Annotated in this window: 15 protein-coding genes; 10 read left to right on the plus strand and 5 right to left on the minus strand. The window is 59.4% G+C overall.

The annotated features are described in order from the left end of the window. Positions 1-52 precede the first annotated feature (52 nt). On the minus strand, positions 53-2,050 hold the full coding sequence (gene tkt, locus ACIPY9_RS03255) for a transketolase (RefSeq protein WP_400696976.1): 1,998 nt from the start codon (positions 2,048-2,050) through the stop codon (positions 53-55). Between the two features lie 257 nt (positions 2,051-2,307). Between tkt and ACIPY9_RS03260 the strand changes: the two genes are divergently transcribed. After that, entirely contained in the window at positions 2,308-3,303 is a 996-nt protein-coding gene (locus tag ACIPY9_RS03260) for an ArsR/SmtB family transcription factor (protein ID WP_400696977.1), read from the plus strand. A 20-nt stretch (positions 3,304-3,323) separates the two neighbouring features. Then, the gene (gene metK, locus ACIPY9_RS03265) at positions 3,324-4,514 is read left to right on the plus strand and encodes a methionine adenosyltransferase (RefSeq protein ID WP_400696979.1); all 1,191 of its coding nucleotides are present in this window, start codon (positions 3,324-3,326) and stop codon (positions 4,512-4,514) included. A 72-nt stretch (positions 4,515-4,586) separates the two neighbouring features. On the opposite strand, the gene ACIPY9_RS03270 is transcribed toward metK, so the two are convergent. After that, a complete protein-coding gene (locus ACIPY9_RS03270; protein ID WP_400696980.1) occupies positions 4,587-5,207 on the minus strand; it encodes a LysE family translocator in 621 nt (206 codons plus the stop codon). 187 nt (positions 5,208-5,394) lie between these two features. Here ACIPY9_RS03270 and ligB point away from each other — a divergent pair, with 187 nt between their 5' ends. Next, positions 5,395-7,080, plus strand: coding sequence for an NAD-dependent DNA ligase LigB (ligB, locus tag ACIPY9_RS03275; RefSeq protein WP_400696981.1), 1,686 nt, complete (start codon positions 5,395-5,397; stop codon positions 7,078-7,080). 53 nt (positions 7,081-7,133) lie between these two features. Further along, a complete protein-coding gene (locus tag ACIPY9_RS03280; protein ID WP_400696982.1) occupies positions 7,134-7,544 on the plus strand; it encodes a DUF1090 domain-containing protein in 411 nt (136 codons plus the stop codon). 23 nt (positions 7,545-7,567) lie between these two features. Here the strand turns inward: ACIPY9_RS03280 and ACIPY9_RS03285 are convergent, their stop codons facing one another. The 3 genes from ACIPY9_RS03285 to ACIPY9_RS03295 all read right to left on the minus strand — a co-directional run bounded on the left by ACIPY9_RS03285 (position 7,568) and on the right by ACIPY9_RS03295 (position 9,330). After that, positions 7,568-8,017 carry a c-type cytochrome gene (locus tag ACIPY9_RS03285; protein ID WP_400697409.1) on the minus strand — a complete coding sequence of 150 codons (450 nt, stop codon included), beginning with the start codon at positions 8,015-8,017 and terminating at the stop codon, positions 7,568-7,570. Positions 8,018-8,081: 64 nt separating this feature from the next. Beyond that, entirely contained in the window at positions 8,082-8,480 is a 399-nt protein-coding gene (locus tag ACIPY9_RS03290; RefSeq protein WP_400696984.1) for an MAPEG family protein, read from the minus strand. A gap of 13 nt (positions 8,481-8,493) precedes the next feature. Then, positions 8,494-9,330: an EamA family transporter gene (locus tag ACIPY9_RS03295; RefSeq protein ID WP_400696986.1), complete on the minus strand. Its 837-nt coding sequence runs from the start codon at positions 9,328-9,330 to the stop codon at positions 8,494-8,496. Between the two features lie 183 nt (positions 9,331-9,513). Between ACIPY9_RS03295 and ACIPY9_RS03300 the strand changes: the two genes are divergently transcribed. The 6 genes from ACIPY9_RS03300 to ACIPY9_RS03325 all read left to right on the plus strand — a co-directional run bounded on the left by ACIPY9_RS03300 (position 9,514) and on the right by ACIPY9_RS03325 (position 15,877). Further along, positions 9,514-10,335, plus strand: a complete 822-nt coding sequence (locus ACIPY9_RS03300; RefSeq protein ID WP_400696987.1) for a DeoR/GlpR family DNA-binding transcription regulator — start codon at positions 9,514-9,516, stop codon at positions 10,333-10,335. A 183-nt stretch (positions 10,336-10,518) separates the two neighbouring features. After that, complete coding sequence (locus ACIPY9_RS03305; protein ID WP_400696988.1) at positions 10,519-11,037, plus strand: RNA polymerase sigma factor; 519 nt, start codon at positions 10,519-10,521, stop codon at positions 11,035-11,037. Beyond that, on the plus strand, positions 11,034-12,032 hold the full coding sequence (locus ACIPY9_RS03310; protein ID WP_400696990.1) for a FecR domain-containing protein: 999 nt from the start codon (positions 11,034-11,036) through the stop codon (positions 12,030-12,032). The genes ACIPY9_RS03305 and ACIPY9_RS03310 overlap by 4 nt, the downstream gene beginning before the upstream one ends. Before the next feature lie 86 nt (positions 12,033-12,118). Continuing rightward, positions 12,119-14,533, plus strand: coding sequence for a TonB-dependent siderophore receptor (locus tag ACIPY9_RS03315; protein WP_400696992.1), 2,415 nt, complete (start codon positions 12,119-12,121; stop codon positions 14,531-14,533). A gap of 67 nt (positions 14,534-14,600) precedes the next feature. Beyond that, positions 14,601-15,707, plus strand: coding sequence for a PepSY-associated TM helix domain-containing protein (locus tag ACIPY9_RS03320; protein ID WP_400696993.1), 1,107 nt, complete (start codon positions 14,601-14,603; stop codon positions 15,705-15,707). Continuing rightward, positions 15,704-15,877 (plus strand): hypothetical protein, encoded by a 174-nt coding sequence (locus ACIPY9_RS03325; protein ID WP_400696995.1) that lies wholly within the window; start codon positions 15,704-15,706, stop codon positions 15,875-15,877. The genes ACIPY9_RS03320 and ACIPY9_RS03325 overlap by 4 nt, the downstream gene beginning before the upstream one ends. Positions 15,878-16,148: the final 271 nt, after the last annotated feature.

Consider the following 16,148-nt stretch of genomic DNA (forward strand, 5'->3'; position numbering starts at 1 on the left):
AGAAAAGATCTTCGCGGACAAATCCGCTCCTGCATGGTCATTGCGACTTTTATCAGTCTTCCAGCAGCTCTTCAGCGGTGCTCAGGACGTTCTCCAGCGTGAAGCCGAATTCCTCGAACAGCGCAGGCGCAGGAGCCGACTCACCGAAGGTGGTCATGCCGATCACGCGACCTTCCAGACCGACGTACTTGTACCAGTAGTCAGCATGGGCAGCTTCGATGGCGATACGGGCGCTGACCTGCAAGGGCAGAACGGCTTGCTTGTAGCCTGGGTCCTGGGCCTCGAAGACGCTGGTGCACGGCATGGAAACCACACGCACCTTGCGACCTTGAGCACTCAGGGCCTCGAACGCCTGAACGGCCAGACCGATTTCCGAACCGGTGGCGATCAGGATCAGTTCCGGCTCGCCTGCGCAGTCACGCAGCACATAACCACCACGGGCGATATCGGCCAGTTGACCGGCATCGCGGGCCTGGTGAGGCAGGTTCTGACGCGAGAAGATCAGCGCCGATGGACCGTCGTTACGCTCGATGGCGTATTTCCAGGCCACGGCCGACTCCACGGCATCGGCCGGACGCCAGGTGTCCAGGTTCGGCGTGGTGCGCAGGCTGGTCAGTTGCTCGATTGGCTGGTGAGTCGGGCCGTCTTCGCCCAGACCGATGGAATCGTGGGTGAAGACATGAATCACACGCTGCTTCATCAGAGCGGCCATGCGCACGGCGTTGCGGGCGTATTCCATGAAGATCAGGAAGGTCGCGCCGTAAGGAACGAAACCGCCGTGCAGGGCAATACCGTTCATCATCGCGGCCTGACCGAACTCGCGCACGCCGTAGTGCAGGTAGTTACCGTTGGCGTCTTCGCCGGTAATGCTCTTGCAGCCTTTCCAGATGGTCAGGTTGGAGCCGGCGAGGTCAGCCGAACCGCCGAGGAATTCAGGCAGCAGCGGACCGAAAGCGCCCAGTGCGTTCTGGCTGGCCTTGCGGCTGGCAATGGTTTCGCCCTTGGCGTTGACTTCAGCAACGTAGGCCGCCGATTTTTCAGCGAAATCGGCAGGCAGCTCACCGCTCATGCGACGGATGAAATCGTTGGCCAGTTCAGGGAACGCCGCGGAGTAGGCCGCGAAACGCTGGTCCCAGTCGGCTTCGGCAGCCAGGCCTTTTTCCTTCGCATCCCATTGGGCATAGATGTCAGCCGGGATTTCAAAAGGACCGTGGTTCCATTTCAGCGCAGCACGGGTCAGGGCGATTTCGTCCGCGCCCAGTGGAGCACCGTGGCACTCTTCCTTGCCTTGCTTGTTGGGCGAACCGAAACCGATGGTGGTCTTGCAGCAGATCAGGGTCGGCTGCTCGCTCTTGCGAGCGGTGTCGATGGCGGTCTTGATCTCGTCGGCATCATGACCGTCGACGTTGCGGATGACCTGCCAGCCGTAGGACTCGAAACGCTTCGGCGTATCGTCGGTGAACCAGCCTTCGACTTCACCGTCGATGGAAATACCGTTGTCGTCGTAGAAGGCAATCAGCTTGCCCAGGCCCAGCGTACCGGCCAGGGAGGCCACTTCGTGGGAAATACCTTCCATCATGCAGCCATCACCCATGAATACGTAGGTGTGGTGATCGACGATGTTGTGGCCTGGACGGTTGAACTGGGCTGCCAGTGTCTTTTCTGCAACGGCAAAGCCGACCGCGTTGGCAAAACCCTGCCCCAGCGGGCCAGTGGTGGTTTCAACGCCCGGGGTGTAACCGTATTCCGGGTGGCCCGGCGTGCGGCTGTGCAGTTGACGGAAGTTCTTCAGGTCATCGATGGACAGGTCGTAGCCGGTCAGATGCAGCAACGAGTAGATCAACATCGAGCCGTGACCGTTGGACAGAATGAAGCGGTCACGGTCGGCGAACGCCGGGTTGGCCGGGTTGTGCTTCAGATAATCGCGCCACAGAACTTCGGCGATATCAGCCATCCCCATAGGGGCACCGGGGTGGCCGCTGTTGGCTTTTTGCACGGCATCCATGCTGAGGGCACGAATGGCGTTGGCACGCTCACGACGGCTAGGCATCGCTGATCTCCTGGAGAATGAAGGAATGGGATCGGAAAAAAGGCGTCCATTTTCCCTCAGGGACTGCCTGGGAGCAATGACAGATAGTCATTGAAGCGTGTTTTTCCTGTCGGGGGGCGCTATTTGCCCTCCGACAACCCCGCTCCCTCCCTTGATAACGTGACACCTGTCACGTCCGGATACCCTGCCAACCAATATCAAAACTTTTTGATATTGCTATTGCAGCCGGACCGGTCGCTAACTAGACTGCGTTCCCTATGAACTTGTGTGCGCCAGCAATCAGCCATGATGACTACGACGACCTCTCTGCCCTGTGCAAGGCCGGCGGTGATCCTCTGCGGCTGAATGTCTTGCGCGCTCTGGCCAACGATTCGTTCGGCGTACTGGAGCTGGCGCAGATTTTCGCCATTGGCCAGTCAGGCATGAGCCACCATCTGAAAGTGCTGGCCCAGGCCGGTCTGGTGGCAACGCGCCGTGAAGGCAATGCGATCTTCTATCGCCGCGCCCTGCCCCACACGGAACTGACCGGTGGCAGGCTGCACACGGCCTTGCTGGAAGAAGTGGACGCACTGAGCCTGCCCCATGACGTACGCGGTCGCATCGACCTCGTGCATCGCCAGCGCGCCCAGGCCAGCCAGGACTTCTTTGCCAGAACCGCGGAAAAGTTTCGTGCCCAGCAGGACCTGATTGCCGGTCTGGCTCAATACCGCGACAGCCTGCTGAGCCTGCTGGACAAACTGAGCTTCACCGCCGGGGCCACAGCCCTGGAAGTCGGCCCCGGAGACGGCGGTTTTCTACCGGAACTGGCCCGTCGCTTTGCACATGTCACGGCCATGGATAACAGTCCGGCCATGCTGGAACTGGCCCGTGATGTCTGTGAGCGCGAACAGTTGGGCAATGTCGAACTGGTGCTGGCCGACGCCCTCACAGGCACTAAAGTCAGTGCCGACTGTGTCGTTCTGAACATGGTGCTTCACCATTTCGCGGCACCGGCCGAAGCCTTGAAGCAACTGGCCGAGCGTTTGCAACCGGGCGGTAGCTTGCTGGTAACAGAGTTGTGTAGTCATGACCAGAGCTGGGCCAGGGAGGCCTGTGGCGATCTTTGGTTAGGTTTCGAACAGGATGATCTGGCCCGTTGGGCCATCGCTGCGGGGCTAGTTCCCGGGGAAAGCCTCTATGTAGGCTTACGTAATGGTTTCCAGATTCAGGTTCGCCATTTTCAGCGACCGGCTGGCAACACTCACCATCGGTAAATTTCAGGAAACCCGTAGAGATGAGCGAATACTCACTTTTCACCTCCGAGTCCGTGTCCGAAGGACACCCAGACAAGATCGCCGACCAGATTTCCGACGCAGTACTGGACGCTATCATCACCCAGGACAAGCACGCTCGCGTAGCCGTGGAAACACTGGTCAAGACTGGCGTTGCAATCGTTGCAGGCGAAGTCACCACCACAGCCTGGGTTGACCTGGAGCAGATCGTTCGTGACGTGATCAGCGACATTGGCTACACCAGCTCCGACGTCGGTTTCGACGGCGCCACCTGCGGCGTGATGAACATCATCGGCAAGCAGTCTCCTGACATCAACCAGGGTGTAGACCGTGCCAAGCCTGAAGATCAGGGTGCCGGTGACCAGGGCCTGATGTTCGGCTACGCCAGCAATGAAACCGCTGAGCTGATGCCTGCGCCTATCGCGTTCTCGCACCAGCTGGTACAGCGCCAGGCCGAAGCACGCAAATCCGGCCTGCTGCCTTGGCTGCGCCCGGATGCCAAGTCCCAGGTCACTTGCCGCTATGAAAACGGCAAGGTCGTGGGTATCGATGCCGTTGTTCTGTCGACCCAGCACAACCCCGAAGTGTCCTACAACGACCTGCGCGAAGGCGTGATGGAGCTGATCGTCAAGCACGTACTGCCAGCCGATCTGCTGCACAAGGACACCCAGTTCCACATCAACCCGACCGGCCAGTTCATCATTGGCGGCCCGGTGGGTGACTGCGGTCTGACCGGTCGCAAGATCATCGTCGACAGCTACGGCGGCATGGCTCGCCACGGCGGCGGCGCGTTCTCCGGCAAGGATCCATCGAAGGTTGACCGCTCCGCTGCCTACGCTGGCCGCTACGTCGCCAAGAACATCGTGGCTGCCGGTCTGGCCGAGCGTTGCGAGATTCAGGTTTCCTACGCCATCGGCGTCGCTCAACCGACTTCGATCTCGCTGAACACCTTCGGCACCGGCAAGATCAGCGATGACAAGATCATCAAGCTGGTTCGCGACATCTTCGATCTGCGTCCATACGCGATCACCACCATGCTCGACCTGCTGCACCCGATGTACCAGGAAACCGCTGCCTACGGCCACTTCGGTCGTACGCCGCAAACCAAGACCGTGGGCAACGACACCTTCTCCACGTTCACCTGGGAAAAAACCGACCGCGCTGAAGCCCTGCGTGCTGCTGCCGGTCTGTAATACGCTTTAACGCTTCAACAAAAAGCCCCGGACGACATCGTCATCCGGGGCTTTTTTACGTCTGCGGTTTACTCAAGCCCGTCGCGATAGCAGCAACACCGAAGCCGCTCCCGCCAGCAACCCGGCACAGATACGATTGAACAAGCGCTTGCCGCTGGGTCGTGCAAACAAGCGGCGGGCATGTACGCCCATGTAGCCGTACAAACTGATAGCAATACATTCCAGCGCCAGAAACAGGGCCCCCAGCACCGCAAACTGGTGGGTAACAGCGCTGGCGTGATCGATAAATTGCGGCAGAAAAGCTGTGAACAAGAGGATTGCCTTCGGGTTGCCGATGGCCACCAGAAACTCCTGGCGCGCCAGGCTCCACATGCTTGCCGAAACTGCATTCATATCGCCTTGATCCTGAGGATGGGTACGCCACAACTGCACCGCCAGATAAAACAGATAGGCCGCGCCGACAATCTTGATCACATGGAACAGCCACTCAGAGGTATGCAGTACGGCTGTCAGACCTACAGCCGCCAACGCAATCATGATCGCAAAAGCCAGCAGTCGCCCCGCTCCGCCCATGCAGGCACGGACAAAGCCATAACGTGTCGCGTTACTGATCGACAACAGATTGTTCGGGCCGGGAGCCATGTTGAGCGCGAAACAGGCAGGAATGAAAACGGCGAGCGTCGATATGTCCATTGGGCACCCGATCAAGAGCAGGATTGAGTGCTTATTCTGCCCGTCTGCAATAAACACTAAAGACACAGCTACCGACGTAAATCATGCCCGTCTGTACCGGCCGAAAAACCCGGTAACCACCTTGTCCACCGCACCCTTGTACACGATCTAGCCTCAAAAACGCCCCTCTCAAAGCAAGGACGCTTCGATGCTGAACGCTGTACGTTTCCTGAGCTGTGCCGCCCTGTTTTTCATTTCAACGGTTTCCTGGGCGACGTCATGCCCTGACTGGCCACCCGCCAAGGCCCGCGATGAGGTCATGGCGTTGCAGCAACAACTCGCCCTTTGGGATGACAGCTATCACCGGCAGGGTGTCGCGCTGATCGACGACGAACTTTATGATCAGTCACGCCAACGCCTGAACCTTCTGCAAGGCTGCTTCCCCCACAAGGCCCCCGAAGACAATCCGCTGAAAACCGCCAGCGGCCCTCTTGCTCATCCCGTCCCGCATACCGGCGTCATCAAGCTGGCAGACGAACGAGCGGTGCAATCCTGGCTGAACACTCGAAAAGACCTGTGGATACAGCCCAAGGTCGATGGCGTGGCCGTGTCGCTGGTGTATGTGGACGGCAGACTGAACCGGGTCATCAGCCGTGGCGATGGCCTGAGCGGTCAGGACTGGACATCTCTGGCTCGCCTCATCCCGGCGATCCCGGCCCGTCTGCCTCACGCCGAAACACAGGTGCTACAAGGCGAGTTGTATTGGCGCCTGCCCGGGCATGTGCAAGCCACATCCGGCAGTGTGAAGGCTCGCAGCAAGGTCGCGGGCTTGATGAACAGAAACACCATCAGCCCCGAAGAAGCGGTGAATATCGGACTGTTTGTCTGGGACTGGCCTGCCGGCCCGAGCAGTATGGTCGAACGGATCGAAGGCCTGAAAACCATGGGGTTCGAGGACAGCGCGTCTTATACCTTGCCACTGGAGAGTTTTGCGCAGGCAAAAGACTGGCGAGATCGCTGGTATCGCACAGCACTGCCATTCGCCACCGACGGCATCATCATGCGCCACGGAACACGACCTTCTGCCGAACGCTGGCAGGCCAAGGCCCCCTATTGGATAGCAGCCTGGAAATACCCCTATGCCCAGGTGCTGGCCGAAGTGCGCAAGGTCAATTTCAACATAGGGCGCAGTGGCAGAATCACACCGGTTCTGGACCTCAAGCCAGTGCGTCTGGATGACCGCACCATCAGCCGGCTCAGCCTGGGCTCTCTGCAACGCTGGCAAGCGCTGGATATACGGCCCGGCGATCAGGTGGCCCTGAGCCTGGCCGGGCTCACGATCCCGCGGCTGGAAAAGGTCGTGTCACGCAATACCGAAAGAATTGAGCTGGCCGTTCCACAAAAAGACGATTTTCATGGTCTGAGTTGCTGGCAACCGACACCTGGGTGCGAAAGTCAGTTCCGGGCCCGGCTGATCTGGCTCGGTGGCAAGAAAGGTCTGGCGCTATCGGGCGTCGGCCCCGGCACGTGGGACAAGCTGATCGAGGCCCGACGCATCAAGGGTCTGCTCGACTGGATGACCCTGGATCGTGCGCAGATTGCTAACATTCCGGGCTTTGCCGAACGCAGTAGCAGTAAACTGTTCGACAATCTGCAAAAAGCTCGAGAACGGCCATTCCAGGCATGGCTCAAGGCTATCGGCCTGCCGCCCACCGGAGAGGCAAAACTGGGCGATGAGTGGCACGAACTGGCCACACGAAGTATCGAGCAATGGCAGAACGAACCGGGTATAGGCCCTGGCAGGGCCACAAGACTTTGGGAATTTTTTCAGGACCCGCACGTGCAGGCCTTGAGCAAGCAACTGCGGGAACAGGGTATCGCAGGTTTTCACTAGCACCTTTTCATCCGTGCACATACCCGGACGCTATGGTTTTCAAAGGAGTTCACATGAGGTTTCTTTCCCCCTTGATCCTGCTGGTCGGCTGTACGCTGCTGGCAGGCCCGTTACTGGCAGCCGAACAGGCTCCCCCCCTTTCCGAGTGCGTCCTTAAAAGCCAGGAAATCAACGGAAAGATTCAGGAAGCCAGGGCCGACGGCAACAAGCGTGAACAGGCCGGCCTGGAAAAGGCACTGAGCGAAGTCAACGCCAACTGCACCGAAACCTCTCTGCTCAAGCAGCGTGAGCAAAAGGTCCTGGATGCCAAACGCGAGGTGAGCCGCCGTCAGACAGACCTGAACAAGGCCATGGCCAAGGGCGACCCGGAGCGAATCAACAAGCGAAAGGACAAGCTCGCGGAGTCACGCAAGGAATTGCAGGATGCCCAGACCGAACTTGAAAAGGTACAGCCGGAAGATTGAAACCCGACCGCCGCTCGACCGTTTCAGTGGTTTCTGAACGCTCTGTGACAGGCCTGGCAGGCAGCCTCTACCTTATCCACAGCCGGTGTCAGCTGACTGGCCGAAAACGGCCTGACACCGGAAGCCGTGACCAACTCCCCCGTCGCAACCTCAAGTGAGCGGGCCATTTCCTGAAAGCGGGCCTGCTTCTGCCAGACGGCATCCGTCGCACTGGTGTGATCGGACTCCTTGACCTGCGGGAAATGCTTCCAGGGCTCATGCGCCAGGCTGTCGAGCCTGATAGCGCCATCACTGAAACGCTGCCCGTCGAACGCGATGCGGCCGCGCAACATGCCACCCAACTCTTCACTGGTCTTGAGCATATCCTTGAAGATCGCCTTGCGCTGACCCAAGGGAGAGTCAGGGTCAACGCCACCACAGGCGCTCAACACCAGACAGGACAACAGAACAGCACACAGTCTTTTCAAATCAATGCTCGACCCACTCATGAAAAACGATGACCCGCCTTGCCGATCACCGCAGGAAAACCTGTCGCGTTCAAGCCGCCGGGAAGGCCGAGGCGGCAAACAGCCCGATGATCAATCCCAGGCCGACCAGCCAGACGATCGAGCGCATCATAGCCAGATCGATAATGTAGAAGATGATGTAGAGCAAACGACTGGTAATGAACAGGACAGCCAGTACATCGATGGTAACCAGCTGGGCATTCCCCGCGATGTGGGCAATGATCACGGCAGCCGCAAACGCGGGGGTGATTTCATAACTGTTCAATTGCGCCGCATGGGCACGCCTGGGAAATCCCTCCAGCGTGTCGAGATAACTGCGCGGATCATGATTATGCCGGGGCGTGTACATGCCACCTCCGGCCTTGGCAATGACCGAGCAAATGAGTGGCAGCATGATTGCGACCAATACACACCAGAAAGCAACTGTCATATCCCGTGTCCTGTCATATGAACTTCATTAGAAACATGCCCAGCAACACCAACCCGCACGCCAGTAACCGGGTCCGGCCGAAAGGCTCTTTCAGATACCGCATACCGAACAACACCACCAGCACCACGCTGATTTCCCGCAAGGCAGCCGCTTCGGCCACGGACCCCAGCTGCATGGCCCACAGCACCAGTGCATAACTGAACAACACACATAGCCCGACACTCACCCCCAATTGCCACTGTTCACGCCAGAACAGCATGAACGCCGAGCGTTTGTGGCAGACAGCCAGCAACGGAAAAGGCCAAGCGCTTATCAACGTCAGCCAGATCAGATAATCCAGTGGGTGAGCCCCAAGCCTGAGGGCCTGGCCGTCAATCCAGGTGTAACTGCCGATGCAGACGCCAATCATGACCACAACAGGCAGCATCGACCAGGGCAGACGTGCACCGCCGCCACCCTGCCAGAGCAGACAGATCAGACCACAAGGAATCAGTAAAATCCCGAAAATCTGCCAGGCACTCAATGGCTCGACCGCAAACACCAGCGTCAACCCCAGCACGACCAAGGGTGACAGCCCGCGCATCAGCGGATAAACCAGCCCCAGATCCCCGACCCGATAGGCCTTGATCAGCAAGGCGCGATAGAGCAACTCGAGCAGCGCCGAAGCCACCAGCCATGGCCAGATATGCACGGGAAGCGGAGCGACGAGAAATAGAGCCGGCACAGCACAGAGCAGCGCCACGGCATCCATGCTGGCGATCACCAATAGTCGTTCGGTACTGAACTTGACGAGGGTATTCCACGTGGCATGCAGCACGGCCGCCATCAATACCAGAGTCGTTGCCAGCACACTTCTCTCCCTGGCACGAATCACTGCCGTGCCGCATCTTGCAAATATGTCACCGAGCATAGCGAATTCAGGCTATTTCCGGGACGTTCCGAGCCGAACAGCTGCTGCCATTGTCGAAGCGATTGGCTAAGATGCCACGACCGCCGCTTGCCGCAGGCGGGCCATGGATGCACAGGAGTAGGAATGTCCACCGAAGAGGAGATCGCCATCGTTGGCGGTACACCGATGATCCCCGATCAGCGCCGTGAGCTGATGCTTCGCCAATTGCGCAAGCACCAGGTTCTCAGCGTGCATCAATTGATGGAGATGTTCGATTGTTCGCACATGACCATCCGCCGCGATATCGCCGTGCTGGAGCAGGAAGGGCGCGCCTATTCCGTGACCGGCGGCGCTCGTATCGCCAGCCAGGTACACAGCGAACCCAGCCATCAATCCAAGGCCGTGGTGGAGTTGCCGCACAAGCAAGGCATGGCAAGACTGGCGGCCGGGCTGCTGCATCCTGACATGACCATTTACCTGGATGCCGGCACCAGCACCCTGGAAATCGTCCCGCATATCGTGGCGCTTTCGGGCATGACCGTAGTGACCAATGACTTCGGCATCGTCAACGCCCTGGCCGATGCCACCCATGTGGATGTCATTCACACTGGCGGCCTGCTTGACCATCCCAACCGTTCCAGCGTCGGCGGGCTCGCAGCCGCGACCCTGCGCCAGCTCGCGACCGATGTCGCCTTCCTGTCGACCAGCTCATGGGACCTGCAACGCGGTACCACTACCCCGTCCGCGTTGAAGGTCGAAGTCAAACAGGCAGCCATGCAGTCGGCCTCGCAAACCGTATTGATCGCTACCAGCTCCAAATACGGGACATTCGGCATGTACAAGGTCTCGGCCCTTGAACAGTTCGACACCATCATTACCGATACTGCACTGGCAGAAGCCGCGGCGGACGGTATTCGCAAGCACCGTATCGAGCTGCTGCTGGCGCCCATCAGTAAACCGCGCTGACAAAACGACGCCGTAGGAGCGAATTCATTCGCGAGCAATTCGCGAATGAACGGGCTCCTGCCCAATCCTCATACTTATTTGGGTGCCTGGCATTCCGATAAGCACCAATTGCCAGCATCTTCTGGCTCTGACAGAATCGCGAATCGTTCTCGTTATTTAATACATTTACATTCGAGGCCACTCGTGTCGTCAGCCCCCAGTACTCATAACGAGATCGTTGGTGCGTTATATCGCGACCATCGCAGCTGGCTGCTGGCCTGGCTTCGACGCAATGTGGCCTGCCCACAGCGGGCCGAAGACCTGAGCCAGGACACGTTTGTGCGGCTGCTCGGACGAGACGAACTCAAGGCTCCCAATGAACCGCGCGCCTTTCTGGCTGCGGTCGCCAAGGGCCTGTTGTTCGATTACTTCCGTCGCGCCGCTCTGGAACAGGCTTACCTCAACGAGCTGATGTCGATCCCGGAGGCAGAACACCCCTCTGCGGAAGATCAACTACTGATTCTTGAAGACCTCCGGAACATTGACCGCATGCTGGGCAAGCTATCCAGCAAGGCCCGGGCAGCGTTCCTCTATAACCGTTTCGACGGCATGCAACACGCCGAGATCGCCGAACGCCTGGGTGTTTCCGTCTCCCGCGTCCGGCAATATCTGGCCCAGGCCATGCGCCAGTGCTACATCGCCCTGTATGGCGAACCGACATGAAACTCGCCGGTTCCCGCCCCGTTTCGACACACGTACTCGATGCCGCCATTGCCTGGCAACTGTGCCTGGACTCAGGCGACGGGCTTGAACAGGATGAGTTCACCAAATGGCTGGCCGCCAGCGAAGAGCATGCCCGCGCCTGGAATCAGCTGGGCATGCTCAACCAGCGTTTTGCCATACCCTCAGGCCCGGCCCGCAAAGCCTTGCAACAGGCACCCGGCAACCTTCGGCGTCGCGTACGCAAGTTGAGTGGTGGCGTCGCTGGCCTGTTGCTGAGCTGCGGACTGGCACTGTTCTTGAGTGATCGCTACCTGCAACTGGATTACTGGCTCGCGGACCAACGCACGGCGACCGGCGAACAACGCGACATCCGTCTGGCGGACAACACGCTGATCCGCCTGAACACCCACAGCGCGATCGACGTGCACTTCGACACGAAACAGCGTCGCGTCGTCCTGCAGGACGGCGAAATACTGGTCGAAACCGGCAGCCATGATGACCCGCGCCCTTTCATCGTTGAAACCACCGACGGCAAGATGCGGGCACTGGGCACACGCTTCCTGGTCAGACGCGAGGCAGATGGCACGCTGTTGAGCGTGCTGCAATCGGCCGTCGCAGCCAATCCTCGTGACCATGGCAACGAGCAGGTCTTGCGCGAAGGGCAGCAGATCCTGCTGAAACCCGACGGCCTCGGCCCGCTGCTCAGCCTGCCTTCCGGTGCCGATGCCTGGACCCGCGGCATGCTGGTGATGGACAACGCACGCCTGGCGGACATGCTGGAAGAACTGAGCCGCTATCGTGTCGGCTATCTGGGCGTATCGCCTCAGGTCGCTGACCTGCGGATTACCGGCAGCTTCCCGTTGCGCAATACGGACCTGGCCCTCAAGGCCTTGCTGCCCACCTTGCCGGTGCAGATCGAACAGCACACGCCATGGTGGGTAAAAGTGCAGCCCAGGAACGACAAGGACGAGACTGAAGCACCCGAAAAACCCTGAGTCAGATTTTTTTTCGAGTGGCCCTGTCACTTATTCAGATTCGTGCGGCAGAGAGGCAATAGACACCGTTTGCCCTGGAGCCCTGTATGTCTCGTCCGCTTGAAACCCTTATGCGTCCCAGCCTGTTGGCACTGGCAATCGCCTTGGGCGCGCCTCTGGTGAGCACCTCGCCGATCGCCGCCGAACAGGCTTCAAGCGTTCGAGCCTACAACCTGCCCGCCGCCGCACTGTCCACCACGCTGAATCAGATTGCCAGTCAGGCAGGATTGACACTGGCAATCGATCCGGCGCTGGTCAGCGGTCGCCTGTCGGCCCCGGTACAAGGCCAGTTCGATGCTACCGGCGCAATGCGTCAGGCCTTGCGTGGTACAAGCCTGCAACTGGTGCAAAGCAGCGCGGGCACTTACAGCCTGGAAGCAGCTCCGGAAGGCACCGTGGCCTTGCCGGAAACCAACATTCAGGGCTCGCTGGCAGATGCCGAAACCGCATGGGGACCGGTCGAGGGTTACACCGCGACCCGCACGGCGGCAGGCAGCAAGACCGATACTCCCATCGTGGAAGCCCCGCGCTCGATTTCGGTCGTGACACGCGAGCAGATGGACGACCGTTCCGTGCTCAACCTCAATGACGCCCTGCGCTATATAGCAGGCGTCGTCAGCAGCGGTTATGGCTCCGATTCACGCAACGACTGGTTGCGGATTCGCGGCTTCGTACCGACTCAATTCCTCGATGGCCTGCCCCTGCCGGTCGGCTCCTACGCCAACCCGAAACCCGAGCCATGGAACCTGGAGCGCATCGCTGTCCTGCGCGGCCCGTCGTCTTCGGTCTACGGCCAGACACCGCCGGGCGGCATGCTCGACATGGTCAGCCGTCGCCCGCAAGCCGAGAGCAGCCATGAAATCGGCCTGCAGGCCGGCACCAACGAACACAAACAGATCAACTTCGACAGCACCGGCAAGATCGACGATGAAGGCCAGTTCCTGTATCGCGTCAGCGGCGTCGTGCGTGACAGTGGCTCGGCCATCGATCACATCCCGGACAAGCGCTACAACATTGCGCCGAGCCTGACCTGGAACATCGACGAAGACACCCACCTGACCTTCATCTCCCAATACACACGGGACGATACCGGGATTACCGGCCAGTTCCTGCCTTTGCAGGGCACCAAGCTGAGCTCGGCAGCGGGCAGCATTTCGCACCACAAGAACCTGGGCGATCCGGACTGGGAATTCTATGACCGCACCTACTACGCGCTGGGTTATGCCTTCGATCATCGCCTGAACGATGTCTGGCAATTCCGTCAGAACCTGCGTTACACCAAGAGCGACCTGTCGTTCCAGGCGCTGAGTGTCGCCAGCGGTACAACGGCGGTCGACGCAGACGGCAACATCGGTCGCAGCACCGGTATCGTCAACGAAGACATCAGCCAGTTTGCCGTGGACAACAACTTCCAGGCGGACTTCCAGACCGGCGCGTTGAGCCACACCGTTCTGCTGGGCCTTGATCACCAGCGTTCCAATACCAACTACCAGTGGCTGTATGGCTATGCCAACGTCCCCACCACCAACGTCAACCGTCCGGTCTACGGTGCAGACTTCTCGAACGTTCTGTACTCGACCCTGTACGACTACAACCAGAAGACCCAACAGACCGGTCTGTACGCACAGGACCAGATCGCGATGGACCAATGGCGTCTGACCCTCGGCGGGCGTGAGGACTGGGTGCATACCGGCACCACGTTCAACAACAGTGGCGTCAGCAGCACCCAGCGCGACCAGCACTTCAGTGCCAACGCCGGCCTGAGCTATGTCTTCGAGAACGGCTTCACACCGTACATCTCCTACACCGAGTCGTTCCAACCAGCGACCGGTGCCGGTGTCAGCGCAACACAGTCTTTCAAACCGACCGAAGGCCGCCAGTACGAAGCGGGTCTGAAATATCAGCCACCCGGCTCTAAAACACTACTGACAGCGGCAGTATTCGATCTGCGCCAGAAGAACGTGTCGATCACCGAGAACAACGTCTCCAGCCAGATTGGTGAAATCAAGGTCCGGGGCCTGGAGCTGGAAGCCACGTCAGACGTCACGGAAAACCTGAAGCTGATCAGTTCCTACACCTACACCGACAGCGAAATCCTGAAAGGTGACGACAAGGGCAGCCGCGTTCCTCAGGTTCCACGCAACCAGGCGACAGCCTGGGCCGACTATACCTGGCACAGCGGCGCACTCGATGGTTTCGGCATCGGTGCAGGCGCGCGTTATGTCGGCGACACCTACGGCAACCAGAGCAATACGGCCCTTGGGCATGTCGGTTCCTACACCGTGTATGATGCTTCCATTCATTACGACCTGGGCCGACTGAGCAACAGCCTCAAGGGCGCTTCGGTGGCGGTGGATGCCAAGAACATTTTCAACAAGGATTATCTGGCCACCTGTGATGGGTTCTGGTGCTACTACGGCGACCAACGCAACGTCGTCGCCAGCGTCAACTACAAGTGGTGATGTACCTATAACGTGACATGCCAAAGGCCCCTGACCGTCAGCGGGCCTTTTGCTTTTGGAAGACGCCATGAAAAGCCAAACCGTGCGCCGCTGGTCCATCGCCCATACCTGGAGCAGCCTGATCTGCACGCTGTTTCTGCTGATGCTGGCGGTGACCGGCCTGCCGCTGGTCTTTCACCATGAAATCGAGCACTTGCTGGGTGATGCACCGCATTACCGGGAAATGCCTGAAGACACACCACGCCTGAACCTTGAGCAACTGGTCCAGGCCGCCGAGGCGCATCGCCCCGGTGAAGTGATGCAATATTTCGGCTGGGACGAAGACGATCCCAATGGCGTGATGGCCATTACCGCAGCGACACCGGGCACCGAGCCCAACTCGTCCCACACCTTCGCCCTGGATGCCCGAACCGGCGAAGCACAGGAGATGCCTTCGGCCAATGGCGGCTTCATGATGGTCATGCTGCGCCTGCATGTGGACATGTATGCCGAGCTGCCGGGCAAGTTGCTGCTGGCGTTCATGGGCCTGCTGTTCGTGGTTGCCATCGTTTCAGGGACCGTGCTGTACGCACCGTTCATGCGCAAGCTTGAATTCGGCACCGTACGCGCAGGCAAATCCACCCGCACGCGCTGGCTGGACCTGCATAACCTGATCGGTATCGTGACCCTGACCTGGGCTTTGGTGGTCGGTGTGACAGGGGTTATCAGTGCCTGCGCCGACCTGTTGATTGCCTCCTGGCGCAACGATGCCCTGGCCACCATGATCGCGCCCTACCGCGACGCACCACCGCTGAGTCACCGGGCACCGGCCACTGGCCTGCTGGAGATTGCAGAGTCCGCCGCACCGGGCATGAAACCGGATTTCATCGCCTTTCCGGGCACCCGTTTTTCCAGCGAGCACCATTACACGGTGTTCCTCAAGGGCAACACACACCTGACTGCCCATCTGGCCACGCCTGTGCTGATCGATGCGCAAACCCTGCAAGTCACCGCCATCGTCGAACGCCCCTGGTACATGGATGCTCTGGGCATGTCCCAACCGCTGCACTTCGGTGACTATGGCGGCATGCCGATGAAAATCCTATGGGCCACGCTGGATGTGCTGACCATCATCGTGCTGGGCAGCGGCCTTTACCTGTGGTGGGTGCGTCGCCGCGCGAAGGTGACGCCATGAGTGGCAAGGGTTCGACCTTCTGGAAGACATTCGCAAAGCCCGGCTGGATCGCCTTACTCACCGGTGCCGGTCTGTTCATGGCCCTGCTGGGCGATGGCTGGTGGGACAGCCTGGCCTGGGTGGGAATGGGGATTGCTGCCGGGTTGAGTATCAAGGGATTGTTGACTTGATCACACCGCTTTCCCGGATAAATCCGGTCCTACAAAAGATGCGCTACCCGTAGGAGCGAATTCATTCGCGAGAGGCCGGTACATCCAATGAAAATCCACGACCTGACACACCGCCTTCCCGGATAAATCCGGTCCTACAAAAGATGCGCCACCCCGTAGGAGCGAATTCATTCGCGAAAGGCCGGTACATCCAATGAAAATCCACGACCTGATACACCGCCTTCCCGGATAAATCCGGTCCTACAAAAGATGCGCCACCCGTAGGAGCGAA

The sequence above is a fragment of the Pseudomonas sp. NPDC089734 genome (assembly GCF_044748865.1).
Lineage (GTDB): Bacteria > Pseudomonadota > Gammaproteobacteria > Pseudomonadales > Pseudomonadaceae > Aquipseudomonas.

Excerpts from the sequence above, each read along its gene's own strand:
- tkt (WP_400696976.1), bottom strand. The coding sequence starts at position 2,050 with ATGCCTAGCCGTCGTGAGCGTGCCAACGCCATTCGTGCCCTCAGCATG.
- ACIPY9_RS03260 (WP_400696977.1), top strand. The coding sequence starts at position 2,308 with ATGAACTTGTGTGCGCCAGCAATCAGCCATGATGACTACGACGACCTC.
- metK (WP_400696979.1), top strand. The coding sequence starts at position 3,324 with ATGAGCGAATACTCACTTTTCACCTCCGAGTCCGTGTCCGAAGGACAC.
- ACIPY9_RS03270 (WP_400696980.1), bottom strand. The coding sequence starts at position 5,207 with ATGGACATATCGACGCTCGCCGTTTTCATTCCTGCCTGTTTCGCGCTC.
- ligB (WP_400696981.1), top strand. The coding sequence starts at position 5,395 with ATGCTGAACGCTGTACGTTTCCTGAGCTGTGCCGCCCTGTTTTTCATT.
- ACIPY9_RS03280 (WP_400696982.1), top strand. The coding sequence starts at position 7,134 with ATGAGGTTTCTTTCCCCCTTGATCCTGCTGGTCGGCTGTACGCTGCTG.
- ACIPY9_RS03290 (WP_400696984.1), bottom strand. The coding sequence starts at position 8,480 with ATGACAGTTGCTTTCTGGTGTGTATTGGTCGCAATCATGCTGCCACTC.
- ACIPY9_RS03300 (WP_400696987.1), top strand. The coding sequence starts at position 9,514 with ATGTCCACCGAAGAGGAGATCGCCATCGTTGGCGGTACACCGATGATC.
- ACIPY9_RS03310 (WP_400696990.1), top strand. The coding sequence starts at position 11,034 with ATGAAACTCGCCGGTTCCCGCCCCGTTTCGACACACGTACTCGATGCC.
- ACIPY9_RS03315 (WP_400696992.1), top strand. The coding sequence starts at position 12,119 with ATGTCTCGTCCGCTTGAAACCCTTATGCGTCCCAGCCTGTTGGCACTG.
- ACIPY9_RS03320 (WP_400696993.1), top strand. The coding sequence starts at position 14,601 with ATGAAAAGCCAAACCGTGCGCCGCTGGTCCATCGCCCATACCTGGAGC.
- ACIPY9_RS03325 (WP_400696995.1), top strand. The coding sequence starts at position 15,704 with ATGAGTGGCAAGGGTTCGACCTTCTGGAAGACATTCGCAAAGCCCGGC.